The following is a 25,326-nucleotide window of genomic DNA, read 5'->3' on the forward strand; positions in this document are numbered from 1 at the left end:
TCAGCGACAAGCTACAAGTAAAAGCCACCTGGCTCTTACTTGTAGCTGCTCCCGAAGGCCTACCAAACCCCGATTTGAACCACTTTTTCCGCCTCCGGCTCACCGTATCTGAACTGCCGGCCACGCACGTCGATCTCCGTGTGGCTGATGGTGGTGCGCCGCTTCAAGCCGCGCAGCCACTCGAACAGATAAGCCAGGTGCGTTTCGCGCACCGCCGCATAGGCGGGGTCGGCACCCAGGTCGTGCACTTCCTGCGGGTCGTTTTCCAGGTCGAACAGTTGTGCGCGAAAGCCGTCATACGCCAGGTATTTCCAGCGTTCGCTGCGCACCATGGTCATGCGGCAGCGGTCGATAGGCTGCGCCAGGCGTTCGCGGGCGGGGGCCTGGAACGCGTAGTCGTATTCGGCGATGGCGTAGTTGCGCCAGCTCACGGGGGCGCCGTGCAACAGCGGGATCAGCGAGCGGCCTTCGAGGCGATGGTCGGCCGCAGGCAAGCCCAGGGCGTCGAGGAAAGTGGGGAGTGCGTCGATGGTCTCCACCAGGCGTTCGTCCACTGAACCACGGGTGATATCGGCGCTTGCGCGTGGGTCGCGCACGATCAAGGGCACGCCCACCGCCGGCTCCAGCAGGAACTCTTTTTCCCCGAGGAAGTGATCGCCCAGAAAATCGCCATGGTCACTGGTGAAGACGATCAAGGTGTCGTCCCAGCGGCCGTTGCTTTGCAAATAATCGAACAGCCGGCCGAGTTGATCGTCGATCTGTTTGATCAGGCCCATGTACGTTGGAATGACTGTGAGCCGCACTTCGTCACGGGAAAAATTCACGCTCTCCTGGTGCTGACGGAACGCCTGGTATACCGGGTGATCGCTGGTGTGCTCCGGCTGGATCGGTGCCTGGATATGCTCGGCGCCGTACAACGCGTGATACGGCGCCGGGGCGATATAGGGCCAGTGCGGCTTGATGTAGGACAGGTGCAGGCACCACGGTTGCTCGGCTTGCTCGCGAATGAAGTCGATGGCGCGGCCGGTGGTGTAGACCGTTTCCGAATGCGCTTCGGCGACGCGCGCAGGCAGCCCGGCGTTGCGCATCTTCCAGCCGCTGAGCACCTCACCGTTTTCACCGGCGGCGGCATTGGCCCATTCATGCCAAGGGTTGGTGCCGTCGTAGCCTTTTTCGCGCAGGTAGTGGGTGTAAGGCGCGGACTCCCGCTTGTCTTCGAACAATGGGCTATCGGGGTAGATACCGTCGTGCCGGAGGTAAGCGTCGAAGCCGACCTCATTCAGCGGCTCGGCCTGTGCGCTGTCGGGGTCGATATGCAAGCGCTGCAAGGCTTCCAGGTTTGGCGTGGCGTGGGTCTTGCCCACCAGCGCGGTGCGGATGCCGTGGGGGCGCAGGTAATCGCCGATGGTCAGTTCTTCCAGGGGCAGCGGCACGGCGTTCCACGCCACTTGATGGCTGCTGACATAGCGCCCGGTATACGCCGACATCCGCGACGGCCCACAGATGGTGCCCTGGGTATAGGCCCGGCTGAAACGCACGCCGGCTGCGGCGAGACGGTCGATATTCGGCGTGTGCAAGTGAGCATGGCCGTAGCACGACAGGTAATCGCGACGCAGTTGGTCGCACATGATGTACAGCACGTTGCGCAGGGGTTTGGCTTGAGACATTGAGGTTCACCGAACAGAGGACAGGCGGGTTTTTTCGCCGTTCGGGTGGGGGACTGGCAAGTGCATTTGGGGACTGGGTTTGATGCAGTGAATGCATGGGTGCTGCTCCTGGCGTTTTCGCGAGCAAACCCGCTCTCACATTTGGAATGCAGTCCCCTGTGGGAGCGGGCTTGCTCGCGAAAGCGTCGGTTCAGACTGCGAGGTTTTCCAAGGCACACACATCCTCATCCAGTTCGTCAATCTGCTTGATCTGCTCGATCATCGCCTCCGCCAGCGGCGACAGCCGATAGCCCGCCCGGCTGACAATTCCGTAGCGGGTGTAACGCTCCTCCAGGTCCTCCGCCAGCCCATCGATGGTCAGGCACACCAATTCGCCCCGGGCCATGTGCAGCACGTCGCTGTTGGCACTGACGATACCGATGGCGTCCGAGCGCAGTACCACACCCATCAGGCTGTAGCCGTTTTCACATTCCACATTGGGCAGGTAATCCGGGCGGCCGCTGAGGTCGACGATGACTTTGCGCAGGTTCGGCGGGCGGATGGTCACGGCCAGGGGGTAACTCATCAGCTCGGCGGCGCTCACGCTCTCGCGCTGGGCCAGCGGGTGCCCGGCGCGGCAGCAGAAGTACCAGCGGCGTGGGCGCAAGCGGTGGGTGTGGTAGTCCGGGTTGGCTTCGAAGTGGCGGGTGTCGGCGACGAAGAACTCGAATTCTTCGCTGAGCAGGCGTTTGCTCAGGCTTTGCCAGTCATCCACCTGGAATTGCACGCGGGCCTTGGGGTAGCGCCCGATAAAACTGCCGATGGCGCGGGGGACCAACCCGCCGGCCGGTGCCGGCCCGCAACCGAAGCGCAGTTCACCGGCCTCCAGGCCATTGAATTGGCTGATCTCGTTGGCCAATTGCTGTGCGCCGCTGACCAGGCGGCGTGCATGTTCCAGCAGGACCTGGCCCTGTTTGGTGGGCGCCAGGTCCTTGCGCCCACGATCGACCAGTTGGCACCCGGCGCTGTGTTCCAGCGCCTGGATGCTACGGCTGAACGCTGACTGCGACAGGCTCACGGCCAACGCCGCGGCGACAAAACTGCGGTGTTCGGCAAGGGCGATGAAGTGGCGAAGCTGGCGCAGGTCGATATGCATTTTTCACATCAAAAATATCCGGGAAATGCATTGGCTATGCATCAGGTCGACTCCTTATAAAGGCAATCTCTTATGCAGTAAATGTTCGTTAAACCATAAATAAATAACTTTAGGGAATATGTGTTGTTGGATATTTCCGCTTGGGGAGCCGCTTATGAGTCTGTTGAAGTCCTTGCCCATGGCCGTATTAGTGGCCGGTAGCAGCAGTTGGTCGCCAAGCCAGGCCGCCGAAGTACCCGCGCCGGCAAGCAAGGGCGAGAACGCCAGCGGCCAACTGGAGACCGTCACGGTCACCTCCAGGCGGCGTACCGAAAGCGCCCAGGACGTGCCGACGCCGATGAGCGTGATTGGTGGCCAGGCCCTGGAAAGTCAGCGGGTGTATCGGATCCAGGATCTGCAGCAACTGGTGCCCAGCGTCAATGTCGCCTATATGCATGCACGCCAGTCCAGCGTGTCGATCCGCGGGCTGGGCAACAACCCGGCCAGTGACGGCCTGGAAGGCAGCGTGGGGCTGTATATCGACAACGTGTACCTTGGGCGGCCGGGCATGGCGGTGTTCGACTTGATGGACATCGAGCAGCTTGAAGTCTTGCGCGGCCCGCAAGGCACACTGTTCGGCAAGAACACCACGGCGGGGGTGATCAACATCAGCACCCGCGCACCGAGTTTCACCCCCGAGCGCAGTATCGAGACGTCGTTGGGCGAGGACGGTTACTTCCAGACCAAGGGCACGATTTCCGGCCCGCTCAGCGATGACTTGGCGGGGCGTTTCTCGGCTTACCGCACGCGCAGCGACGGTGACATCAAGAACCAATACGACGGCCACGACCTCAATGGCGGTTCACGCCAGGGCTTTCGCGGGCAACTGCTGTACAAGCCCAGCGAGACGTTTAACCTGCGTTGGATCGGCGATTACAACGAGGAAGATTCCAGCGCCGGCACCCGTGTGCTGTACAGCACCGGGCCGACCATCAATGGCACCAACCTGTATGAGTCGCGGGCCGCTGCCGCGGGGGCAACGCTGGTGGACGGCACGCATCGCAAGGTCAACCTGGACAGCGACCAGCATGTCACGGTGTTCCAGGGCGGCACATCGCTGGAGGCCAACTGGACGTTGCCGAGTGACTTCACGCTGACGTCGGTCAGTGCCTATCGCTGGTGGAATTTCACCCCGCGCAACGATGACGGACTCAACGTGCCCGCGTCGTACAACGCCGGCGTATCGGTGGAAGATAAACAGTGGTCCCAGGAGTTCCGGCTGGCCTCACCCACCGGTGGCTTCTTCGACTACGTGCTGGGCGCGTATTACTTCGGCTCCGACCTGGATAACAAGTCCTTCGCCTACTACGGGCCCAAGGCAGATATCTGGAACGGCACACCTGCTGGTGCGTTGAACAATGTCAGCAGTGTCGGCAACGGGCATATCCGCACCGACAGTTTTGCGTTATTCGCCCAAGGCACCTGGCACTTGACGGAGCGTCTGGATTTCACCGCCGGTCTGCGCGGCACCTATGAAGAGAAAAGCGCCTGGGTCACGCGTAATGCGCCGCTGGGTGGTGCTGCGGTGGCCGGCGCCGCTGCCACGGCGCGACGCGGGCGCACGGGAGCGTATGACTCGGGCGACCTTAATCAGTACAGCGCCACGCCCTCTGGGCTGCTCAACCTCACCTATCACTTCAATGAAAACCTGTTGGGGTACGCGACGCTGTCCCATGGCGAAAAATCCGGTGGGGTCAATTTGGCCGTGGGTTCCGCGCCGACCGCCGGGGCCGACTCCTTGCTGATCGGCACCGAGCGTGCCAACAACGCCGAGTTGGGCTTCAAGAGCACGCTGTGGGATCGCCGCCTGCAGCTTAACGCCAACCTGTTCTGGACCCAGGTCAACGGCTACCAGACCAACGCCTACGATCAAGACAACCGCGTGCAGTACCTGACCAATGCCGGGTCCGTACGCTCGCGTGGTGTGGAAGTGGAAAGCACCCTGGTGCCGGTCAGGGGCCTGACGCTGAACCTCAACGGCTCGTTCAATGATGTGAGCTACCTGTCTTACAAGGATGCGCCATGCCCACCGGAAGTCAGCTTGCGCCCCGGTGCGCCGGCGTCGTGCGACCTCACGGGGCATCAAGTGGTCGGCGCGTCGAAGTGGATCGCCAACGCCAATGGCGAATACAAGTGGAACCTGGATAACGGCTTCGAGCCCTACGTGACCGCCAGCTATGCGTTCCGCTCGAAAGCGGTGGGCACCGTGGAAGACTCCGATTACGGACAGATTCCCGCCTATGCCGTGGTCAACCTGTCTACCGGCCTGCGCGGCAACTACCAGCAGGGGCAGTGGGACGTGTCGTTGTGGCTGAAAAATGCCTTCGATAAAACCTACTACACCACGTTGTGGACAGGCGGTAACGGCGGCTATGAAGGCTTGCTGGGGACGCCTCGTACCCTAGGCGTGACTGGCCGCTACGACTTCTGAGCCGCTGCGATAGGTGGCCGGGCTGAACACCCGCGTCACCACCAGCATCGCCACCACGGTAACGGCCAGTACCCACCAGGCGCTGACAAAAGTGCCGGTGAGTTCACGTAGCCAGCCCGTCAGCCATGGCGAAATGGCGTTGATCAAAAAGCCCACGCCTTGCACGAAGGCCGCCAGTTGCCCGGCCTGGCGCGGGTCGCGGTGGTGGTCGAGGGTCAACAGCAAACTCAAGGCGAAGCAGGCGCCCAGGCCGAAGCCGATCAGCGCCACCCACACATGGGGGAACTGCTGCGGTGCCATCAACAGGCCGAGGTAGCCCACGGTCTGCGCCAGCAGACTGATGCCGAGCAGGGGGCGTCGGTCGATGCCGCGCTGGGCCAGCACCGGCATCAGCAGCGCGGCGCTCACTTGGAAGAGGGTCATGAAGGCCAGCAGCGAACCGCTGGGCAGTACGCCCCAGCCCAGTTGCTGATAGTACGCAGGCAGCCACGCCACCATGCTCATGTAGCCGCAATTGACCAGGCCGAAATACACGGCCAGCAGCCACGCCCGACGATTGCGCAGGCCCTTGAAGATGGGGATCACGGTTGCGCTTCTCGCCGCACCCAGCGGTACAAACCCCCACAACAACAGTGCAGCGATTGCGGGCAGCAGCCAGACCCCAAGGCCCGCCTGCCATTGCTGAAAATGCGTGGCGACTACCGGGCTCAGCAGGGCCGCCAGCCCGCCACCGGCCATCAATGACGCCGAATACACGCCCATCGCCACCGGCACGCGGCGGTGGAATTCGCGCTTGATCATCGCCGGCACCAACGCCTGGATCAGCGCCACGCCGGCACCGCCCAGCAACGCCGTGGCCAACAGTGCCGAAGCCTGGCCCATCAACCAGCGTGCCAGGCAGGCCAACAGGATCATTATCAAGCCCAGGGCGATGCCGCGTCGTTCACCCAGGCGGGCCTCCAGACGCACACCCACCAGTGCCACCAGGCCCATGCAAATCACCGGCAGGCTGGTGAGCAGGGCGCTGCTCTGGAAGCTCAAGCCGGTAGCCTGGCGAATGTCCGCGAGCAACGGGCTGATGGAGCTGAGGATCGGTCGCAGGTTCAGGCCCAGCGCGACCAGCAGGCCCCAGCCGGCGAGGGATGTTTGGCGGGTCATGCAGTGCCCTTACGCTCAATCGACGAGGCGTGAGTATGGCGAGCGTCGCAGGTATTCTGAAATTAAATATAACCATGCCAACCAGTGGCAAATGCAATGGTGACGCCCATGTTCGATCCCGTGTTATTGCGCAGTTTTGTGACCGTGGTGGATTGCGCCAATTTCACCCGCGCCGCCGAGCGCCTGCACCTGACCCAATCCACCGTGAGCCAGCAGATCCGGCGCCTGGAAGACGCGGTAGCGTGCCAGTTGCTCGACCGCGACCAGCGCCGGGTGGTCGCTACCGCCGAAGGTGAACGGTTGCTGGCCTATGCACGGCGCATCCTCGCGCTGCATGAAGAAGCCGCCGATGTGTTGGTCAACCAGCAAAACGACGGTGTGCTGCGCCTTGGGGTGCCGGAGGATTTTGCCGCCGAGCGCCTGATGCCATTGCTGTCGGCCTTTGTGGTGAGCCATCCCCGAGTGAGGCTGGAGGTCACCAGCGGCCTCGGTCCCGAATTGCAGCGCCAGTACCGCAGCGGTGAATTTGACGTGCTGCTGGTCAAGCAGATGTGCCACAGCGATGACTGCCTGGCTTCCTGGCCGGAACCGTTGTGCTGGGTCGACAGCCGCAGCACCCCGTGCCTGGGGCGCGACCCGCTGCCGCTGGTGGCTTTTCCGGTGGGTGGGTTGTATCGCAATGAAATGTTGCATCACTTGGAAGTGGGCGGCTGGCGCTGGCGTATCGGTTATTCCAGCGCGAGTTTGGCCAGCGTGTGTTCGGCAGTGTCGGCGGGGTTGGGGATCAGCCTGTTGCCGCGACGGGTGCTGCAGCCTGGGCATGTGGTACTCGGCGAGGAGAGTGGTTTGCCGACGGTGCAGGGCGTGCGGCTGGCTGTATACGGCCGTAGTGGCTTGGGGGCGCCAGGGCAGACGCTGCAGCGTCAATTGCTCGATTTGTGTGCAAACAGCCCAGGCTGAGCCATACCTTTTCTGAATATTTTGTATGCCTGAAAAGCATTGAAAAACAAAGCCTTCGGTCCAGGCCACGGCGGGCGTGGCCTGGGCGGAAGAGAAGGTACCTGTTATGCGTTTTTAATCTATCTATAACTTTAAAGATTACTTTAAGAGATAAGCGTCCAGCCCCGATGATTCAGCCCTCGACGGCCGCTTCGGCAGGCCTGTCGGTTTTTTTGTGTGAAAACCGTAGGGAGTGAATCCATGGGCAATGTCCAGACCGCCGCCAGTGCACACGAGGCGCAATGGCGCCAGGCACCGGGTGGTGAGTTGGTCGACCTTGGCCGGCCGCACCGTGCGCCATTGGGGCAACTGCGGCTGCAGAAGGCTCCCAAGCGTTTTTCGAGTCGCCGCGAAGGGGTTCTGCTGGGGCTGCTGGTGTTGGCCTTGCACGGTGCGGTGGTTTATTGGGTGAGCCAGAAACCCACGCCGGTGCTGCCGATTGTGCCGCCGGAAATACCACCGATGACCATCGAGTTTTCCCAGCCGGCACCGCCGGTGGTCGAGCCGCCACCGCCTGTGCCGCCGCCTCCACCGCCGCCCGTGGTTGAGCCGCCGCCACCGGTGGTGGATGAGTTGGCAGCCAAGCCTGCGCCGCCAAAGCCAATCCCGAAACCTGTGCCCAAGCCGCAGCCCAAGCCCAAGCCGAAACCTGAGCCGGCCCCGAAGGCGGTCGAGCAGCCGCCCGCGCCACCTGTGCCTGCGCCGCCCGTTCCGGCAGCGCCCGTCGCAGCGCCTGCACCGGTTACACCGGCTTCGGCCAACGCCGCTTACTTGAAGAACCCGGCGCCCGAATACCCGTCATTGGCCCAGCGTCGTGGTTGGGAAGGCACGGTACTGCTGCGGGTACATGTCTTGGCCAGCGGCAAGCCGGGCGAGATCCAGGTGCAGAAAAGCAGCGGCCGCCAGCAACTCGATGATGCCGCACTGGCTGCTGTAAAGCGCTGGAGTTTTGTACCGGCCAAACAGGGCGATGTCGCCCAGGACGGTTGGGTCAGCGTACCGATCGATTTCAAGATTCACTAACTATTGCGCTGCGGTGTGTCGTGCGCGCCGCGACCTGTAAAGAGGAAAAACATCATGGCATTGGCATCTCCACTTGAATCCATCGAAAGCGCGGTGATCTGGCTGTTGGTGGCCTTTTCGGTCGCCACCTGGGGTCTGGCGTTGTTGAAGGGCGTGCAATTCGGTCGTCTCAAGGCCCAGGACCGCAAGTTCCACCAGCAGTTCTGGGCGGCGTCGAGTCTCGACTCTGCCGCCGAGCTGGCCGAAACCCAGCCGGGTGCCGCAGCCCGAGTGGCCCAGGCCGGTTATGCGGCGATCCAGGTGGGTGATTCTGCCCATGCGGCCGATTTGAGCCAGGCCATCAACCATCAGGACCGCCTCGAACGTGCCCTGCGCCAGCAGATCGTGCGTGAGCGTCGCTCCCTGGAAACCGGCCTGGCCGTGGTCGCCAGCATCGGCAGCACCTCGCCGTTCATCGGCCTGTTCGGCACCGTGTGGGGGATCATGGAAGCGCTCAAGGGCATCAGCGCTGCCGGCTCCGCCAGCCTGGAAACCGTGGCCGGCCCGATTGGTGCGGCGCTGGTCGCCACGGGCGTGGGGATTGCCGTGGCCGTGCCGGCGGTGTTGGTCTACAACTATTTCCTGCGCCGCCTGAAGCTGACGGCGGCCGATCTGGATGATTTTGCCCACGACTTCTACAGCCTGGCGCAGAAGCATTCCTTCCGCGTGCTGCTCCACCCCTCGCTGACCAAGAGCGCGGCCGGCAACCCGCAGAAAGTGAAGGAGGCGTCCTGAGATGGCCTTCTCCACGCAAGACAGCGATGAGGTGCTGAGCGAGATCAACGTCACACCGTTGGTGGACGTGATGCTGGTGCTGCTGGTGGTGTTTATCGTCACTGCGCCGCTGTTGACCAACGCGATTCCGATCAACCTGCCCAAGACCCAGGCCGTGGCGCCGGTGGAGCAAAAAGATCCGCTGGTGGTGAGCATCGACGGTGCCGGCAAACTGTTTATCAACAAGGACGAAATCCAGCCGGACCTGCTGGAGTTCAACCTGCAGGCGGCCAAGGCCAAGGACCCCGATGTGCGGGTGCAACTGCAGGCTGATGATGGTGTGAACTACGGCGAAGTGGCGCGAGCCATGGCGTCTATCGAGCGCGCGGGGATTACCAAACTGTCGGTGATAACCGCTCGTTAGTTGCAAAGCCTCGACGATTTTTTGGCCGTTTCCTTGGCAGGGTGCGGCCTTTTTTTTTGCCTGAAATTCACACATCACCAAAAATCTCAGTTTGGAAAACGATCAGGGTGGGAGGGGGCTTGCTCCCGATGGCAGTGGTTCAGCCAATAAATCGGTGGCTGACAGATCGCTATCGGGAGCAAGCCCCCTCCCATTTTTGATATTTGGTGACTATATGATTTTGGTTATTAATAAATAGCTTCTTATTCCTTAACGAATATAAACCCTGTCCTTATACTGCTCAGCAACGTTAGACGCTGCAGGAGGGCACACCCATGCACAGCGAGTTGATTCGTTACCTGATCGTGCCGGGCTGGCAAGGATCGCCAGAAGATCATTGGCAGAGCCATTGGCAGAACAGCCTGCCCAACAGTACGCGCGTGGAGCAGGCCGATTGGCTGACTCCCCGTCGCGAAGACTGGGTGGCTGCGCTGGCCGAGGCGATTGCCGCCGACAGTACGCCGGTGATCCTCATCGCCCACAGCCTGGGCTGCATCACGGTCGCGCATTGGGCGGCCACGGCACCGTTGGCGTTTTTGCGTCAGGTGCGCGGCGCTTTGCTGGTGGCTCCGGCCGATGTCGAGCGCCCGGCCTGTGCCCCCGCCCTGCGCAACTTTGCACCCATCCCCACCGACTTGCTGCCGTTTCCCAGCCAAGTGGTCAGCTCCGACAACGACAGCGCCGTCAGCGCTGCGAGAGCCTTGGAGCTTGCGCGCCATTGGGGCGCCGAAGCCGGCATTTTGTCAGGGGCCGGTCATATCAATGTGAAGTCCGGCCACCAGCGATGGGAGCAGGGCTTCGCCTACCTTTATCGCTTGCAAAGCCGTCTCGAACATCACGCCCGGCGCACTGCCTGATATTTTTTCAACGCCCCGTCCCTTGAGCGGATTGGGGGCGGGAGCCTGCCATGAGTCATGAAACCTACGGCCAGCCACTGCTGACCTTCCCCGATTCGGAAAAAAGCCCGCTGAGCATCCGTGCCAAGGCGTTGGTGTTTGTCGACCCGCGTTCGCGGCAACTGCGCGAAGACCTGGAAAACCTCGCCCCGCTGGCCCTGCCCGTGTTGATTCGCGGCGAGACCGGTACGGGTAAAGAGCTGCTGGCGCGGCAGATCCACCGTGGCAGTGATCGCACCGGGCTGTTCGTGTCAGTCAATTGCGGTGCGATCAGCCCCACCTATGCCGATGCCGAGTTGTTCGGATACGCCGCCGGCAGCCACAGTGGTGCGGCCAGTAGCCGCGCCGGGTGGTTTGGCTCGGCCAATGGCGGCACGTTGTACCTGGACGAGATCGGTGACTTGCCCCTGCCGATCCAGGTGAAACTGCTCGCCGCCCTGGAAAACCATGAGGTCACCCGCGTCGGCGCCCATCAGCCAAGCCCGGTGGATGTGCGCCTGGTGGCCGCGACGAGCATCGACCTGGCCCAGGCCGTGGCGGCCGGCAAGTTCCATGAGCGCCTGTTCCATTACCTGAGCGAGGGCCAACTCGAGCTGCCGGCCTTGCGCGAACGCGTCGGCGATATCCTGTCCCTGGCCGAATATTTCCTCGGCATCTACAGTCAGCGCCTGGACCTGCCGGTACCGCTGATCAGCGAAGCCGCCCAGCGTGTGCTGGAGCGCCACAGTTGGCCGGGCAATACCCGTGAGCTGGAGAACGTGATCCATTTTGCGCTGCTGGTCAGCAGTGGCGATGAGATTTTGCCCGAGCATTTGAACCTGCCGGTGGCCGGCTCACCGCTGGAACAGGTGCAGCGCCTGTTCAGCACTGCCACGCCGGCGGAGCAGGAAACCTTGCGCAAATGGCTACATGAACAAAATGGAATATCAACGTGAATAAAAGATATTGTTCGGGAATAAAAAATCTAGGTATTGTCCCTTCCACGCCGCGATAGCACTTCGCTGGCACATCACATAAAAACGGTCGTCAGAGACGCCCCGGAATTTCGATAAGGACACTGCATGAAAAAGGTTCTGTTGTTTACCGCACTGGCGGCTGCCCTGACTGCAAGCCTGGCCCAGGCCAACGAGAAGCTGGTGGTCGCCGCGACCCCGATCCCGCACGCCGAGATCCTTGAGCTGGTCAAGCCGACCCTGGCCAAGGAAGGTGTGGACCTGGATATCAAAGTCTTCACCGACTACGTGCAGCCAAACGTGCAGGTGGCCGAGAAGCGTCTGGACGCCAACTACTTCCAGACCCTGCCGTACCTGGAAAACTTCAACAAGGGCAAGGGCACCAACCTGGTCACCGTGGTCGGTGTGCACGTTGAACCTTTCGGCGGCTACTCGAAGAAGATCAAGAACATTTCCGAGCTCAAAGATGGCGCCACCGTTGCCATTCCAAACGAAGGCTCCAACAGCGGCCGTGCCCTGTTGCTGCTGCAGAAGGCCGGTGTGATCACCCTGAAAGACCCAAGCAACGCCCTGGCCACGCCGAAAGACATCGCCAGCAACCCCAAGCACCTGAAATTCAAAGAGCTGGAGTCGGCGCTGTTGCCACGCGTGCTGGACCAGGTTGATCTGGACCTGATCAACACCAACTACGCCCTGGAAGCTGGCCTGAACCCAGCCAAGGACGCGCTGATCATCGAAGACGCCAAGTCGCCATATGTGAACTTCCTGGTGGCTCGCCCGGACAACAAGGACAGCGATGCTATCCAGAAACTGTCCAAGGCCCTGACCAGCCCTGAAGTCAAAGCCTTCATCGAGAAGAAGTACAACGGCGCGGTCGTGCCTGCGTTCTGATCTAAGCCAGACCCCCTTCAAGGTTTGAATTGTGGGAGGGGGGCAAGCCTTAATGCCAGTCAGTTAAGGCTTAACGCTGTCACTGTGGGAGGGGGCTTGCTCCCGATAGCAGTGTGTCAGTCACCAGATTTATTGGCTGATTCACCGCTATCGGGAGCAAGCCCCCTCCCACAACTTGTTTCTGCCTCTCACTGTGACTCTTCAGTGTTTTAGAGAGCGCGGCTGTTGATCGCCCGGCGCAACGCCACCAACCACTTCACCAGCTCCTGCGGATCCATCGGTTTCGCTTCATTCATTGTTCGATCCCTCGAATCTTTCGACCCCAAAACCATAGTTGCCACTGGCCAAACCCGCGAGTTCGAGGGTTATCTTTTTGGGTGATATCAATATGCTATTTTGGTATTTAAATTTTATTTTTTATACCTTTAAAGTTCGTGCTACCCGGCGTTACCCACGTCGATATGGATTGCACTCGCCGCCTTACCCTGCGGCGTCACGGACTCACGATGACCTTCGATTTCGCATTTATCCTCAGCACCTTGCCGGCGTTTCTCCGCGCTGTGGGGGTGACGCTGCAAGTGGGCCTGATCGCCATCGCCACCTCACTGCTGGTGGCGCTGGTCAACGCAGCGCTGCTGGTGTTTCGCACGCCGTATTTGTCGCGCCTGGTGGCGCTCTATGTGGAGTTGGCGCGTAACACGCCGCTGCTGATCCAGCTGTTCTTCGTGTACTTCGCCTTGCCGGCCCTGGGTTTCAATATCTCCGGGTTCTGGGCAGCGATCATCACCATGACGTTCCTCGGCGGAGCCTACCTCACTGAAGTGCTGCGCGCCGGTGTAGAAGCGGTGCCACTGGCGCAGATCGAGTCGGGCAAGTCCATCGGCCTGTCCGACTGGCAACTGTTGCGCCATGTGATCCTGCCTCAGGCCGGCATTCTCAGCCTGCCGGCGCTGTTCGCCAATTTCATTTTCCTGCTCAAGGAGACCACGGTGGTGTCCGCCGTGGCGGTGCCGGAGATTCTCTACACGACCAAGAGCTACATCGCGCTCTACTACAAGACCTACGAAATGCTTGCCGTGCTGACGCTGATTTGTGTGTTGCTGTTCTTGCCGCTGTCGTTGCTGCTCAGCCGCCTGGAAAGGAGGCTCCAGCATGGCCAGTTCGGGTCTTGAGTTGTTGTGGGTGTCGTTGCCGCAACTGGGCAAGGGCGCTGCGCAAACCCTGTCGATATCTTTGTTGAGCATCGCCTTCAGCACCGTCGGCGGCGTGGTGTATGGCGTGTTGCGCATGCTGAACAACCGGGCGGTCAACCGGGTGCTGCGGGTCTACCTGGAGCTGTTCCGGGCGATTCCGGTGCTGGTGTGGCTGTACCTGCTGTTTTTCGGCCTGCCGATTTTCTTTGGCCTGAGCATTCCCAGCTTCTGGTGTGCGGTGTTGGTGCTGTCGCTGTGGGGCGCCAGTGAAGTGGGCGAAGTGGTGCGCGGCGCGTTGCATTCGTTGCCCCGGGGCCAGCGCGAAGCGGGCTTGTCGATTGGCCTGTCCACGCCTCAACTGTATGGCTACGTGCTGCTGCCCCAGGCCCTCAAGCGCATGACGCCGCCGACCATCAACGTCTACACGCGGATCATCAAGACCAGTTCCCTGGCCGTGCTGATCGGTGTCGTGGATGTGATCAAGGTCGGCCAGCAAATCATTGAACGCACCTATGAGTCGGTATTGATCTACGGCGTGCTGTTCCTGTTTTTCTTCTTTATCTGCTACCCGTTGTCGGCCGCCTCCAAGGTGCTGGAACGGCGCTGGGCCCAAGCATGAGTGCATTGATCGAGTTCCAGGGTTTCAACAAATACTTTGGCGAGGCGCAGGTGCTCAAGGGCATCGACCTCTGTGTGCAAAGCAGCGAAGTGGTGGTGATCCTCGGCCCCAGCGGCTGCGGCAAGAGCACCTTGCTGCGCTGCCTCAACGGGCTGGAAGTTGCGCATAGCGGCAGCCTGCGTTTTGCCGGCAGGGAGCTGTTGGATAAATCCACGGACTGGCGCCAGGTACGCCAGGACATCGGCATGGTGTTCCAGAGCTACCACCTGTTCCCGCATATGAGCGTGCTCGACAACATCCTGCTCGGCCCATTGAAAGTACAAAAACGCGACCCCCGTGAAGCTCGCGAGCAGGCGGAAAAACTACTGCAACGCGTGGGCCTTGCCGACAAGCGGGATGCCTTCCCGCGCCAGCTCTCCGGCGGCCAGCAGCAACGCATCGCCATCGTGCGTTCGTTGTGCATGAACCCACAGGTCATGCTCTTTGATGAGGTCACCGCAGCCCTCGACCCGGAAATGGTCAAGGAAGTGCTGGAGGTGATCCAGGACCTGGCCCGCGATGGCATGACCTTGCTGATCGTCACCCACGAAATGGCCTTCGCCCGCGCCGTCGCCGACCGCGTGGTGTTCATGGAGGCCGGTCGCATCCTCGAACACAACACCCCCGAAGAATTCTTTACGAACCCGCAAACCGCACGCGCGCAGCAGTTCCTGGAGAAGTTCTCCTTTGTTTCAACACTGCCCAAAAAGACCAAGGAACTGGAGCTGATATGAAAAAGTTACTGCTGCCACTGTTTGCCGTCGCGTTGCTGGCCGGCTGCGATAAAAAGGCCGAAGAGCCTGCCAAACCTGCGGCCGCCGCCGCGAGCTACATCGACAAAATCAAAGCGCGCGACAAGCTGATTGTTGGCGTATTTACCGACAAGCCGCCGTTCGGCTTTGTGAATGAGGCGGGTCGCTACGTCGGCTTCGATACCGACATCGGCCGTCAATTTGCCAAGGACCTGCTGGGCGACGAGAACAAGGTCGAGTTCGTTGCCGTCGAGCCGGCCAGCCGTATTCCGTTCCTGCAAAGCGACAAGGTCGACCTGATCCTCGCCAACATGACCGTCACCCCGGAACGCAAGGAAGCCGTGGATTTCACCAACCCCAACCTCAAAGTCGCGGTACAGGCCCTGGTGCCCAACGACAGCGCGGTGAAGAGCCTGGATGACCTGGCGACCCGCACCACCATCGTGACCACCGGCACGACCGCCGATATCTGGCTGACCAAGAACCATCCGGATTGGAAACTGCTCAAGTTCGAGAAAAACTCCGAGTCGCTGCAAGCGCTGTCGGCCGGCCGGGGCGATGCGTATGCCCAGGACAATCTGGTGTTGTTCAGCTGGGCCAAGCAGAACCCTGGCTATCGTGTGCTGCAAGAAAAACTCGGTGACGAAGCGCCGATTGCACCGGCGGTGAAGAAGGGCAATACCGAACTGCGCGATTGGGTGAATGCCGAGTTGGCGAAGCTGGGCGAAGAGAAGTTTTTGCTCAAGCTGTATGACCAGTATGTGCGTAAGGAACTGAGCGATGACACCTCGCCTGAGAGCGTGATTGTCGAAGGCGGGAAGTGGCAGGGCTGATAGCCTTACCCCTGTAGGAGCGAGCTTGTGTGGCGAGGGAGCTCCTACAGGGGATATACCTACTCCGGCCAATGCCAGGCCGGCGCATCCAGCATCCCCTGCCCGACGATCTGGGTTTCCCCCAACACCTTCTCCAGCACAATCGAGTTGCACCCCTCATCCTGCTGCAACGCTGCAATCAAGCGGCTGGCATGGGACACCACCCACACCTGACACTGCCGGGACGCCTGGATGATCAAGCGGGCCAACGCCGGCAACAAATCCGGGTGCAGGCTGGTTTCCGGTTCGTTGAGCACCATCATGATCGGCGGCCGTGGCGTCAGCAGCGCCGCGATCAGCAGCAGGTAACGCAAGGTCCCGTCCGACAGCTCCGCCGCCGACAACGGCCGCAGCAACCCTTCCTGATAAAACTCGATGGCAAAGCGCCCGCCCTGCAACGGCTGGATATTCAAGCGTGCACCGGGGAAGGCATCGCTGACAGCACGCTGCAACGCCTCGGGGTCGCCAATTTCGCGGATGGTCTGCAAGGCCGCCGCCAAGTCCCGACCATCGTGGTGCAGCACGGGCGTGCGGGTGCCTAATTGCGGTTGGCGCACGGGGGCGTCCACGTCGCTGCGAAAGTGATCATAGAAGCGCCAGCCACGAATGCTCTCGCGCAGCAACAGCACCTCCGGCGAGCCACGCAGGCTGCCGACCTGATCGAACAGGCTGTGGTAGTTGGGCGTATGTTGGGCCAGTACGTCCCAGGAGCGGCCGTCCCGCGCGCGCACCATGGGGCCGGAACGCTGTACCAGCAGGCTGGCCGGGCGATAGAGAGGGCCGGCCCAGATGCATTCCTTCTTGACCTGCGGGTCGAGGGAAAATAACGACGTTGTCGGCTCAGGCAGCCCCAGCGAGATGGCGTAACTGAAGTCCTCCCCGGCAAAGCCCAGGCGCAAGCGTTTCACGCCTTGGCGCACGGTGGATTCAATCGGCACCTCGCCGTTGCGCATGCGCCGGCTGATGTTTTCCGGCCCGGCCCAGAACGTCGAGTCCAACCCGCCCTCGCGAGCCAGTGCGTTGATCACCCCGCCCTGAGCGGTTTCCGCCAGCAGGCGCAGGGCGCGGTACAGGTTGGACTTGCCGCTGCCATTGGGGCCGGTGATCAGGTTGAGCCGGTCCAGGGGCACCACCAATTTATTGATCGAACGGTAATTGGCGACGGCGAGGGTTTTCAGCATGGGTCAGTAACCGGTAGGGGAACCATTGGAGTATGGGAGCCTCCATGCAGATAAGGAACCCTCAACTAAGCTCACAGTCGCATACACTCTGGCAAGTCGGCATCACGCAAAAGGAGCCTGCATGGGCGGTCGTATTTCCACCTGTATCATCGGCTTGAGCCTACTGACGCTATTAAGCGGCTGCGGCGAGGAAAAGGCCGAACCCAAGCAACATTCCAGGGTCTTCGTGCAGACCGTGCAGCCGGCGGATTTTGCCGCAGCCGTCACGCTCACCGGCGATATCCAGGCCCGGGTGCAAACCGACCTGTCCTTTCGCGTGGGGGGCAAGATCATCCAGCGGATGGTGGATGTGGGTGACCGCGTGAGCGCCAGGCAAGTGTTGGCCAAGCTCGACCCCAAAGACTTGCAGACCAACGTCGACTCCGCCCAGGCCCAGGTCGTGGCGGAGCAGGCCCGGGTCAAGCAGACGGCCGCCGCCTTTGTGCGTCAGGAAAAGCTGCTGCCCAAGGGCTACACCAGCCGCAGTGAATACGACGCCGCCCAGGCCGCGCTGCGCAGCAGCCAAAGCGCGCTGACCGCGGCCCAGGCTCAATTGGCCAATGCCCGCGAACAACTCGGCTACACCGCGTTGGTCGCCGACGCCCCTGGCGTGATCACCGCGCGCCAGGCCGAAGTCGGCCAAGTGGTACAGGCCACCGTACCGATCTTCAGCCTGGCCCGGGACGGCGAGCGCGACGCCGTGTTCAACGTTTACGAATCTCTGCTGGTGGAACCGCCGCCGGAGGCTCCGATCACCGTCAGCCTGTTGGATAACCCCAGCATCAAGGCCGTAGGCAAGGTGCGTGAAGTGACCCCGGCCGTGGCCGCGAATACCGGCACCGTGCAGGTCAAGATTGCCCTGCAGAACCTGCCCAAGGGCATGGAGTTGGGCTCGGTGGTGAGCGCCACCGCCAATGGCCCGGCCAAGGCCAGCATCGAATTGCCGTGGTCTGCGTTGACCAAAGACCTCAACGAACCTGCTGTTTGGCTGATCGACGCTGACGGCAAGGCGCAACTGCATAAAGTCAGCGTGGCGCGTTACCTCACCGGCAAAGTGATCATCGGCGACGGCCTCAAAGGCGGCGAAAAAGTCGTGGTAGCCGGTGGGCAATTGCTGCACCCCGGCATGCTGGTCGAGATCGCCCAGCAAGGAGCCCAGCCATGAAGCGCCTGACGGCATTACTCGCCGCCGGCCTGTTGCTGGCGGCCTGCTCCAAGGAAGAGGCGCCGCCCGAGCCTGTACGCCCGGTGCTGTCCATGCAAGTGAAGGCCGAAGACCAGGAAAACCTCGGCCGCTTTGCCGGCACCATCCAGGCTCGCTATGAGAGCAACCTGGGGTTCCGTGTGCCCGGGCGTATCGCACGGCGTGCGGTGGATGTGGGCGCCGAGGTGGAGCAGGGCGCTCTGCTTGCCTTGCTCGACCCCACCGATCAACAAAACCAACTGCGTGCGGCCCAGGGTGACCTGGCTCGGGTGCAGGCGCAGTTCATCAACGCGCAGGCCAATGCGCGTCGCCAGCAAGAGTTGTTCAACCGTGGGGTGGGTGCCCAGGCCCAGCTCGACGCGGCCCAGACCGACCTGAAAACCACCCAGGCGTCCCTCGACCAGGCGCGGGCGTCGGTCAACCAGGCCAAGGATCAGCTCAACTATGCTGAGCTGCGCACCGATCATGCCGGTATTGTCACCGCCTGGAATGCCGAAGCCGGCCAGGTGGTGAGTGCCGGCCAGCAGGTGGTGACCCTGGCCCGCCCGGATATCAAGGAAGCCGTGATCGATCTGCCTGCCGGCCTTGCCGAGCGGCTGCCCGCCGATGGCGTGTTCGTGGTTGCCGGGCAGCTTGACCCTAGCGTACAGACCACCGCCACTGTGCGTGAGATCGAACCTCAGGCCCAAAGCGCCACGCGCACCCGGCGTGCGCGCCTGACATTGGCCGAGACCCCGCCCGCGTTTCGCCTCGGTACGGCAATCAGCGTGACCCTGAGCACCGCCATTGCGCCGCGTATCGAAGTACCGCTGAGTGCCTTGCAGGAGGTCGACGGCAAGACCCGCCTCTGGCTGCTCGATACCCAGAGCCAGACGGTGCAGCCGCGTGACGTCACGGTGCTCAGCCGTGACGCCGACAGCGCCTTGCTCAATGGCGGGGTCAAACCCGGTGAACGCATTGTCACCGCTGGCGTGAACAGCCTGAAACCCGGGCAGAAAGTCAAAATCGATGAGGACAGCCCGCGATGAAAGGGAGCTTCAACTTATCCGACTGGGCCCTCAAGCATCAGTCCTTCGTCTGGTACCTGATGTTCGTCGCACTGCTGATGGGCGTGTTCTCGTACATGAATCTGGGCCGCGAGGAAGACCCCTCGTTCACCATCAAGACCATGGTGATCCAGACCCGTTGGCCGGGGGCGACCCAGGAAGAAACGCTCAAGCAGGTCACCGACCGCATTGAGAAGAAGCTCGAAGAACTCGATTCCCTCGACTACGTGAAAAGCTACACGCGCCCGGGTGAATCCACGGTGTTCGTGTTCCTCAAGGACACTACCAGCGCCAACGCCATCCCCGATATCTGGTATCAGGTGCGCAAGAAGATCGACGACATTCGCGGCACCTTCCCCCAGGGGTTGCAAGGCCCATCGTTCAACGATGAGTTCGGCGATGTGTTCGGTTCGGTGTATGCCTTTACCGGCGACGGCCTGTCGATGCGCCAGTTGCGCGACTACGTCGAACAGGTGCGTGCCGAGATTCGTTCGGTGCCGGGCCTGGGCAAGGTCGAGATGATCGGCCAGCAGGACGAAGTGATTTACCTGAACTTCTCCACGCGCAAACTCGCAGCGCTGGGTATCGACCAACGCCAAGTGGTGCAAAGCCTGCAATCACAGAACGCGGTGACGCCCGCCGGGGTGATCGAGGCCGGGCCGGAGCGGATTTCCGTGCGCACCTCGGGGCAGTTCGCCTCGGAAAAAGATCTGGCCAACGTCAACCTGCGGCTCAATGACCGCTTCTATCGCCTGGCGGATATCGCCGACATCAGCCGTGGCTACGTCGACCCGGCGCGGCCGATGTTCCGGTTCAATGGCAAGCCGGCCATCGGCTTGGCGATTGCCATGCAGAAGGGCGGCAATATCCAGTCCTTTGGCAAGGCGCTGCATGAGCGCATGGATGAGCTGACTGCCGACCTGCCGGTGGGCGTCGGCGTGCATAAGGTCTCCGATCAGGCCGAAGTGGTGGAGGAGGCCGTGGGCGGTTTCACCAGTGCGCTGTTCGAGGCGGTGGTCATCGTCCTGGTGGTGAGCTTTATCAGCCTCGGCATGCGCGCCGGGCTGGTGGTGGCGTGCTCGATCCCGTTAGTGCTGGCGCTGGTGTTCGTGTTTATGGAATACAGCGGTATCACCATGCAACGGGTGTCGTTGGGTGCCTTGATCATCGCGCTCGGGCTGTTGGTGGACGATGCGATGATCACCGTGGAAATGATGATCACGCGCCTGGAAAAAGGTGAAACCAAGGAGCAGGCGGCCACCTACGCCTACACCTCCACCGCGTTCCCGATGCTCACGGGCACGCTGGTGACCGTCGCAGGCTTCGTGCCGATTGGCCTTAACGCCAGTTCGGCGGGCGAGTACACCTTTACCCTGTTCGCGGTAATCGCCGTGGCCATGCTGGTGTCATGGGTGGTGGCGGTGCTGTTTGCGCCGGTGATCGGCGTGCATATCCTCAGTGCCAATGTGAAGCCGCACAACGCCGAGCCAGGACGGATCGGCCGCGCCTTCAATGGCGGCATGTTGTGGGCCATGCGCAACCGCTGGTGGGCGATCGGTATCACGGTGGCGCTGTTTGTGGCGGCGGTGTTCTCGATGCAGTTTGTGCAGAACCAGTTTTTTCCGTCGTCGGACCGCCCGGAAATTCTCGTCGACCTCAACCTGCCGCAGAACGCCTCGATCAATGAGACCCGCAAGGCCGTCGACCGCCTTGAAGCGGTCATCAAGGATGACCCGGACATCCAACGCTGGAGCACCTATATCGGCCAGGGCGCGATTCGTTTCTACCTGCCCCTCGACCAGCAACTGGAAAACCCCTACTACGCGCAGTTGGTGATCGTGAGCAAAGGCCTGGAAGAGCGTGGCGCCTTGATTGCGCGCCTGCAAAAGCGTCTGCGCGATGACTTCGTCGGCATCGGCAGCTATGTGCAGCCGCTGGAAATGGGCCCGCCGGTAGGGCGGCCGATTCAGTATCGCGTGTCCGGCAAAGACACCGACCAGGTGCGCAAGCACGCTATCGAACTGGCCACTTTGCTCGACCAGAACAGCCACCTGGGCGAGATCATCTACGACTGGAACGAGCCGGGCAAAGTGTTGCGCGTGGACATCGCCCAGGACAAGGCGCGGCAACTCGGGCTGTCGTCGGAAGACGTGGCGCAGTTGATGAACAGCGTGGTCAGCGGCGCCTCGGTGACTCAGGTGCACGATGATATCTACCTGATCAACGTGGTCGGCCGCGCCGAAGATGCCGAGCGTGGCACGCCGGAAACCCTGCAGAACCTGCAGATCGTCACACCCAACGGCACCTCGATTCCGCTGCTGGCGTTCGCCACCGTGCGCTATGAGCTGGAGCAGCCGCTGGTGTGGCGCCGCGACCGCAAACCGACCATTACCGTCAAGGCTTCGGTGCGCGATGAGATACAACCCACCGACCTGGTCAAACAGTTGGCGCCGACCATCGAGAAATTCAGCGCCGGGTTGCCGGTGGGCTACAAGGTCGCCACCGGCGGCACCGTCGAAGAAAGCGGCAAGGCCCAAGGCCCGATCGCCAAGGTGGTGCCGCTGATGCTGTTCCTGATGGCGACTTTCCTGATGATCCAGCTGCACAGCGTGCAGAAGATGTTCCTGGTGGCCAGTGTCGCGCCGCTGGGGTTGATCGGCGTGGTGCTGGCGTTGATTCCTACGGGTACGCCCATGGGGTTCGTGGCGATCCTGGGGATCCTGGCGCTGATCGGCATCATCATCCGCAACTCGGTGATTCTGGTGACCCAGATCGACGAGTATGAACTGGCGGGCTATACGCCCTGGGATGCCGTGGTGGAAGCCACCGAACATCGACGCCGGCCGATCTTGCTCACGGCGGCGGCGGCGAGCCTGGGCATGATCCCGATTGCGCGTGAAGTGTTCTGGGGGCCGATGGCCTACGCGATGATCGGCGGGATCATCATCGCAACATTATTAACACTTTTGTTTTTGCCTGCGCTGTATGTGGCTTGGTACAAGATCCGGGAGCCCAAACCAGAACAGACCTGAACATGAGTCATGCCCTGCGCCACGTGCTGTTGATGTGCACCCTGTTGCTGGCCCCCGTCGCCTTTGCCGGCACGGTATTGGAAAATTCCCTGTGGCGGGTCGAACTCGACCCGGCCACCCTGGCCATCCGCGTCACACCCAGCGGCCAGCCGCCGGTGCAGGCCTCCAGCGGCGTGGCCGCCCACGCCGTCAGTCAACTTTCACACAATGGCCAGCAAGCCAGTTGGCAGTGGGATGCGGGCGCCTTTCAGGTGAGCGCCACGCTCGAACAACGCGACCTGGCGTTGTCCATCCGGGCACGGGACGCCGGTCTCTTGCCGATCCTTCAACAACCGTCCAGTGCCCTCGGCAAGGGCTTGATATGGCCATTGGCTGAAGGGCACTACGTACCCGCCGCCGATCCCGTATGGAGTGCTTTCCTGCTGCAACAGGGTGAGATCAATACCACCCAGGACTTGAGCTTGCCGCTGTGGGGCACGGATCACGGCGGCTTCACCTTGAACTGGCTGCTGACCAACCCCTATAACAACCGCCTGCAATGGCAGCAGGGCATGGCATTGTCCCTGGCCCATGAATTCACTGCGCTCGAGCCCTCGGCACCGATGACCCTGTTATTGCACCTGGGCGACGCCGACCCCCTGGCCGGTGCCAAGCGCTACCGCCAATGGCTGGTGGAGCAGGGGCGCTATGAGCCGTTTGCGGACAAACTGCGGCACACGCCCGAGGCGCAAAAGCTGCTGGGCGCCAGCCATGTCTACCTGTGGGGCAACGACCTGTTGGCCGCGCAGGATGTGCGCGACTGGCTGCTGTTGCTCAAGCGCCTGCGCGCTCATGAGCTCAAGGGTCTGTTGGACAAGGAATCCACCCAGGTGCTGGCGCGAACCACGGCATTGAATCGCTATGAGCAAACCGTGCTGTTGCGCGGCCTCAATGCGGCAATCAACAGAAAAGCCCGGCAGAGCTGGCAGGTGGATGCACCCGATATGACCCGACTCGCCGCCCGCTATGGCGAGCTGCGCAACGAGCTGGCCGTGGCGTTTGCCGGCGCCTTGCGCGACCACCCTGAAACCTGGGGCAACCAGACCGTCCGTGCGCTGCGCGACGCCGGGCTGCAACGCGTGTTGCTGACCCTCGGCGAAGGCTGGGAAGGCGGGCTCTGGCATCCTGAAACGATGCGTGCCGGCGTCGACGCCGGTTACCTGATGGCGCCGTACGACTCCTATGAAACCGCCTTGTCAGCCACGGAAAACCCGGACTGGACCACCGCCCATTTGGGCAGCAAGGCCTACCGCGACTGCGCGATTGTGTTGAAAAGCGGCAAACTGAAAACCGGCTTTCAGCAATCCGGCCATTACACCGACCCGCGCTGCGTACGGCCTTTGCTGGAAGCCCGCATGAAGGCCATCCAGGCCAAGGCCGGGTTCAATGCCTGGTTCCTCGACGCCTATGCCACCAGCATGGTCTTCGACAGCTACCGCGATGGCGCCACGATGACCCAGGCGCAAAATGCCGAAGGCAATATCGACGCCTCACGCTGGCTCAACACGGTGCTCAAACTGCCTGCCGGCTCCGAAGACGGCAATGCCATTACCGCACAGGGCATCCTGTTCGCCCATGGCATGCAGACGCCGGTGATCGGTTGGGGGGACCGCCAGATGACCCAGGACAAACAGTCGCCCTATTACGTGGGCAACTGGTATCCACCGGAAGAACCGACGGTGTTCTTTAAACCAGTGCCGCTCAACGAGCCGTTGCGCACCGTATATTTCGCGCCGAGCATGCGCCTGCCGTTGTATCAGGCGGTATTCCACGGCTCGGTGATCACCACCCATCACTGGCTGTTCGACAGCCTGAAGCTGAGCAATGTCAGGGCTGAGAACGCGCTCACCCAACTGCTCTACAACGTGCCGCCGCTGTATCACCTGAGCGCCTCGACGGTTAAACAGCGGTTGCCGGTGATGGTGCGTCAGGATCGGTTTTTTCGGCCATTGCATCAGCGCCTGGCGACTCAGGCCCTGACGGATTTCCGCTGGCTGACGGCGGACCGGCAGGTGCAGCAGACCACCTTTGCGGATGGGACACGGTTGGTGGCCAACTTTGCCGCCGAGGAAAAGGACGGGTATGCGGGGCGCAGTGTGACGGCGCTGGTGGCGGGCGAAAAACCGGTGGTGTATCAGGTGGATCAGGGCCGCCTGTGAGGCCATCGGGAGCAAGCCCCCTCCCACACTTGGCTGTGTTCACAAATCTAAATGTGGGAGGGGGCTTGCTCCCGATAGCGTCAGATCCGGCAACAAAAATCTATCGCTTGCGCCACACACTCGCCAACCAAGGCTGCTGCTCCCGAGGCAACCCCGTCGGCCGGTAGTAATGCTCCAGCTCCACAAAACCCGCCGCCGCCAGCAATGCCTGCCATGCCTCCAGGTCGTGATAAGACCCATACCGTGGCCCATTCCAGCCCTCCTGGTTTTCACCCCGAGGGTTGGAGCTGAACAGCACGCCCGCCGGCTTCAGCGCGGCATGCAGCTGCTTGAGCACACGGGGCAGTTCCTGCTTGGGAATATGGAACAGCACGGCATTGGCAAAGATCCCATCGAAGCGTTCGGCGGGCAGATCCAGCTTGAGGAAGTCCTGCTGCAATACCTCACAGCCGCTGTCTTGCCGCGCCATCTGCGCAAACCGCTCGGAGCCATCGAGCCCTACGGCGATATGGCCCAAGCGCGTGAAGGTCTGCAGATCCCGCCCCGGCCCGCAGCCGAAATCCAGTACGGTAAACGGCGCCGTGCCCTGGATATGCCGTAGCAAGGCATCGATGTTCTGGCTGACATCGTGATCGCGGGTGCCTTCACGGAAGTCTTCGGCCACCTTGTTGTAGTGGCCGAGTGTGGTGGAGGTGATCTGGTCGAGGTCGTCGGGCTTGAGGATCATGACAGGCATACCGAAT

At 61.8% G+C, this 25,326-nt stretch carries 21 protein-coding genes; 16 read left to right on the plus strand and 5 right to left on the minus strand.

All coding sequences use genetic code 11. The features are described 5' to 3' along the window. Window positions 1-59 precede the first annotated feature (59 nt). Together JBE38_RS07785 and JBE38_RS07790 are read right to left on the minus strand one after the other, a co-directional pair. Window positions 60-1,667: an alkaline phosphatase family protein gene (locus JBE38_RS07785; protein ID WP_205344070.1), complete on the minus strand. Its 1,608-nt coding sequence runs from the start codon at window positions 1,665-1,667 to the stop codon at window positions 60-62. 190 nt (window positions 1,668-1,857) lie between these two features. Continuing rightward, a complete protein-coding gene (locus JBE38_RS07790; RefSeq protein ID WP_205344071.1) occupies window positions 1,858-2,802 on the minus strand; it encodes a LysR family transcriptional regulator in 945 nt (314 codons plus the stop codon). Window positions 2,803-2,956: 154 nt separating this feature from the next. Between JBE38_RS07790 and JBE38_RS07795 the strand changes: the two genes are divergently transcribed. Further along, window positions 2,957-5,272, plus strand: a complete 2,316-nt coding sequence (locus JBE38_RS07795) for a TonB-dependent receptor (protein ID WP_205344072.1) — start codon at window positions 2,957-2,959, stop codon at window positions 5,270-5,272. Here JBE38_RS07795 and JBE38_RS07800 read toward each other — a convergent pair. After that, entirely contained in the window at window positions 5,243-6,430 is a 1,188-nt protein-coding gene (locus JBE38_RS07800; RefSeq protein WP_205344073.1) for a CynX/NimT family MFS transporter, read from the minus strand. The two genes, JBE38_RS07795 and JBE38_RS07800, sit on opposite strands and share 30 nt — an antisense overlap. Window positions 6,431-6,538: 108 nt before the next feature. On the opposite strand from JBE38_RS07800, the gene JBE38_RS07805 reads away from it, so the two are divergent. From JBE38_RS07805 to JBE38_RS07855, 11 genes are all read left to right on the plus strand, one after another. Beyond that, window positions 6,539-7,390 (plus strand): LysR family transcriptional regulator, encoded by an 852-nt coding sequence (locus tag JBE38_RS07805; protein WP_205344074.1) that lies wholly within the window; start codon window positions 6,539-6,541, stop codon window positions 7,388-7,390. 240 nt (window positions 7,391-7,630) lie between these two features. After that, entirely contained in the window at window positions 7,631-8,452 is an 822-nt protein-coding gene (locus tag JBE38_RS07810; protein ID WP_205344075.1) for an energy transducer TonB, read from the plus strand. Window positions 8,453-8,503: 51 nt separating this feature from the next. Continuing rightward, complete coding sequence (locus JBE38_RS07815; protein ID WP_205344230.1) at window positions 8,504-9,226, plus strand: MotA/TolQ/ExbB proton channel family protein; 723 nt, start codon at window positions 8,504-8,506, stop codon at window positions 9,224-9,226. A 1-nt stretch (window position 9,227) separates the two neighbouring features. Next, window positions 9,228-9,629 (plus strand): ExbD/TolR family protein, encoded by a 402-nt coding sequence (locus JBE38_RS07820; protein WP_060755558.1) that lies wholly within the window; start codon window positions 9,228-9,230, stop codon window positions 9,627-9,629. Between the two features lie 314 nt (window positions 9,630-9,943). Beyond that, window positions 9,944-10,525 carry an alpha/beta hydrolase gene (locus JBE38_RS07825; protein WP_060755559.1) on the plus strand — a complete coding sequence of 194 codons (582 nt, stop codon included), beginning with the start codon at window positions 9,944-9,946 and terminating at the stop codon, window positions 10,523-10,525. A gap of 50 nt (window positions 10,526-10,575) precedes the next feature. Beyond that, the gene (locus tag JBE38_RS07830) at window positions 10,576-11,499 is read left to right on the plus strand and encodes a sigma 54-interacting transcriptional regulator (RefSeq protein WP_205344076.1); all 924 of its coding nucleotides are present in this window, start codon (window positions 10,576-10,578) and stop codon (window positions 11,497-11,499) included. A 126-nt stretch (window positions 11,500-11,625) separates the two neighbouring features. Continuing rightward, on the plus strand, window positions 11,626-12,408 hold the full coding sequence (locus JBE38_RS07835; RefSeq protein WP_060755561.1) for a MetQ/NlpA family ABC transporter substrate-binding protein: 783 nt from the start codon (window positions 11,626-11,628) through the stop codon (window positions 12,406-12,408). A 506-nt stretch (window positions 12,409-12,914) separates the two neighbouring features. Beyond that, entirely contained in the window at window positions 12,915-13,580 is a 666-nt protein-coding gene (locus tag JBE38_RS07840) for an amino acid ABC transporter permease (RefSeq protein WP_060755562.1), read from the plus strand. Continuing rightward, window positions 13,561-14,220 (plus strand): amino acid ABC transporter permease, encoded by a 660-nt coding sequence (locus tag JBE38_RS07845; protein ID WP_205344077.1) that lies wholly within the window; start codon window positions 13,561-13,563, stop codon window positions 14,218-14,220. The genes JBE38_RS07840 and JBE38_RS07845 overlap by 20 nt, the downstream gene beginning before the upstream one ends. Then, entirely contained in the window at window positions 14,217-14,993 is a 777-nt protein-coding gene (locus tag JBE38_RS07850; RefSeq protein ID WP_060755564.1) for an amino acid ABC transporter ATP-binding protein, read from the plus strand. Before JBE38_RS07845 ends, JBE38_RS07850 begins: the two co-directional genes overlap by 4 nt. Next, entirely contained in the window at window positions 14,990-15,844 is an 855-nt protein-coding gene (locus tag JBE38_RS07855) for a transporter substrate-binding domain-containing protein (protein WP_060755565.1), read from the plus strand. Before JBE38_RS07850 ends, JBE38_RS07855 begins: the two co-directional genes overlap by 4 nt. A 59-nt stretch (window positions 15,845-15,903) precedes the next feature. On the opposite strand, the gene JBE38_RS07860 is transcribed toward JBE38_RS07855, so the two are convergent. Continuing rightward, window positions 15,904-17,064 (minus strand): AAA family ATPase, encoded by a 1,161-nt coding sequence (locus tag JBE38_RS07860; RefSeq protein WP_090367546.1) that lies wholly within the window; start codon window positions 17,062-17,064, stop codon window positions 15,904-15,906. A gap of 121 nt (window positions 17,065-17,185) precedes the next feature. On the opposite strand from JBE38_RS07860, the gene JBE38_RS07865 reads away from it, so the two are divergent. From JBE38_RS07865 to JBE38_RS07880, 4 genes are read left to right on the plus strand one after another with little or no spacing between them, the layout of a single operon-like run. Continuing rightward, the gene (locus JBE38_RS07865; protein WP_205344078.1) at window positions 17,186-18,268 is read left to right on the plus strand and encodes an efflux RND transporter periplasmic adaptor subunit; all 1,083 of its coding nucleotides are present in this window, start codon (window positions 17,186-17,188) and stop codon (window positions 18,266-18,268) included. Beyond that, window positions 18,265-19,335, plus strand: a complete 1,071-nt coding sequence (locus JBE38_RS07870; protein ID WP_205344079.1) for an efflux RND transporter periplasmic adaptor subunit — start codon at window positions 18,265-18,267, stop codon at window positions 19,333-19,335. The genes JBE38_RS07865 and JBE38_RS07870 overlap by 4 nt, the downstream gene beginning before the upstream one ends. Beyond that, the gene (locus tag JBE38_RS07875; RefSeq protein ID WP_205344080.1) at window positions 19,332-22,385 is read left to right on the plus strand and encodes an efflux RND transporter permease subunit; all 3,054 of its coding nucleotides are present in this window, start codon (window positions 19,332-19,334) and stop codon (window positions 22,383-22,385) included. Before JBE38_RS07870 ends, JBE38_RS07875 begins: the two co-directional genes overlap by 4 nt. A 2-nt stretch (window positions 22,386-22,387) precedes the next feature. Then, a complete protein-coding gene (locus JBE38_RS07880; RefSeq protein ID WP_205344081.1) occupies window positions 22,388-24,583 on the plus strand; it encodes a glycoside hydrolase in 2,196 nt (731 codons plus the stop codon). Between the two features lie 100 nt (window positions 24,584-24,683). Here JBE38_RS07880 and JBE38_RS07885 read toward each other — a convergent pair whose 3' ends face one another. Continuing rightward, window positions 24,684-25,310 (minus strand): class I SAM-dependent methyltransferase, encoded by a 627-nt coding sequence (locus JBE38_RS07885; protein ID WP_205344231.1) that lies wholly within the window; start codon window positions 25,308-25,310, stop codon window positions 24,684-24,686. Between the last annotated feature and the right edge of the window lie 16 nt (window positions 25,311-25,326).

The sequence above is a fragment of the Pseudomonas sp. ICBG1301 genome, assembly GCF_016918385.1.
Classification (GTDB): Bacteria; Pseudomonadota; Gammaproteobacteria; order Pseudomonadales; family Pseudomonadaceae; genus Aquipseudomonas; species Aquipseudomonas palleroniana.

Bases quoted from the DNA above. Each gene is read 5' to 3' on its own strand.
- JBE38_RS07840 (WP_060755562.1), top strand. From the start codon at position 12,915: ATGACCTTCGATTTCGCATTTATCCTCAGCACCTTGCCGGCGTTTCTC.
- JBE38_RS07820 (WP_060755558.1), top strand. From the start codon at position 9,228: ATGGCCTTCTCCACGCAAGACAGCGATGAGGTGCTGAGCGAGATCAAC.
- JBE38_RS07800 (WP_205344073.1), bottom strand. From the start codon at position 6,430: ATGACCCGCCAAACATCCCTCGCCGGCTGGGGCCTGCTGGTCGCGCTG.
- JBE38_RS07870 (WP_205344079.1), top strand. From the start codon at position 18,265: ATGAAGCGCCTGACGGCATTACTCGCCGCCGGCCTGTTGCTGGCGGCC.
- JBE38_RS07790 (WP_205344071.1), bottom strand. From the start codon at position 2,802: ATGCATATCGACCTGCGCCAGCTTCGCCACTTCATCGCCCTTGCCGAA.
- JBE38_RS07805 (WP_205344074.1), top strand. From the start codon at position 6,539: ATGTTCGATCCCGTGTTATTGCGCAGTTTTGTGACCGTGGTGGATTGC.
- JBE38_RS07795 (WP_205344072.1), top strand. From the start codon at position 2,957: ATGAGTCTGTTGAAGTCCTTGCCCATGGCCGTATTAGTGGCCGGTAGC.
- JBE38_RS07835 (WP_060755561.1), top strand. From the start codon at position 11,626: ATGAAAAAGGTTCTGTTGTTTACCGCACTGGCGGCTGCCCTGACTGCA.
- JBE38_RS07810 (WP_205344075.1), top strand. From the start codon at position 7,631: ATGGGCAATGTCCAGACCGCCGCCAGTGCACACGAGGCGCAATGGCGC.
- JBE38_RS07875 (WP_205344080.1), top strand. From the start codon at position 19,332: ATGAAAGGGAGCTTCAACTTATCCGACTGGGCCCTCAAGCATCAGTCC.
- JBE38_RS07855 (WP_060755565.1), top strand. From the start codon at position 14,990: ATGAAAAAGTTACTGCTGCCACTGTTTGCCGTCGCGTTGCTGGCCGGC.
- JBE38_RS07845 (WP_205344077.1), top strand. From the start codon at position 13,561: ATGGCCAGTTCGGGTCTTGAGTTGTTGTGGGTGTCGTTGCCGCAACTG.
- JBE38_RS07850 (WP_060755564.1), top strand. From the start codon at position 14,217: ATGAGTGCATTGATCGAGTTCCAGGGTTTCAACAAATACTTTGGCGAG.
- JBE38_RS07830 (WP_205344076.1), top strand. From the start codon at position 10,576: ATGAGTCATGAAACCTACGGCCAGCCACTGCTGACCTTCCCCGATTCG.
- JBE38_RS07880 (WP_205344081.1), top strand. From the start codon at position 22,388: ATGAGTCATGCCCTGCGCCACGTGCTGTTGATGTGCACCCTGTTGCTG.
- JBE38_RS07825 (WP_060755559.1), top strand. From the start codon at position 9,944: ATGCACAGCGAGTTGATTCGTTACCTGATCGTGCCGGGCTGGCAAGGA.
- JBE38_RS07860 (WP_090367546.1), bottom strand. From the start codon at position 17,064: ATGCTGAAAACCCTCGCCGTCGCCAATTACCGTTCGATCAATAAATTG.
- JBE38_RS07865 (WP_205344078.1), top strand. From the start codon at position 17,186: ATGGGCGGTCGTATTTCCACCTGTATCATCGGCTTGAGCCTACTGACG.
- JBE38_RS07785 (WP_205344070.1), bottom strand. From the start codon at position 1,667: ATGTCTCAAGCCAAACCCCTGCGCAACGTGCTGTACATCATGTGCGAC.
- JBE38_RS07885 (WP_205344231.1), bottom strand. From the start codon at position 25,310: ATGATCCTCAAGCCCGACGACCTCGACCAGATCACCTCCACCACACTC.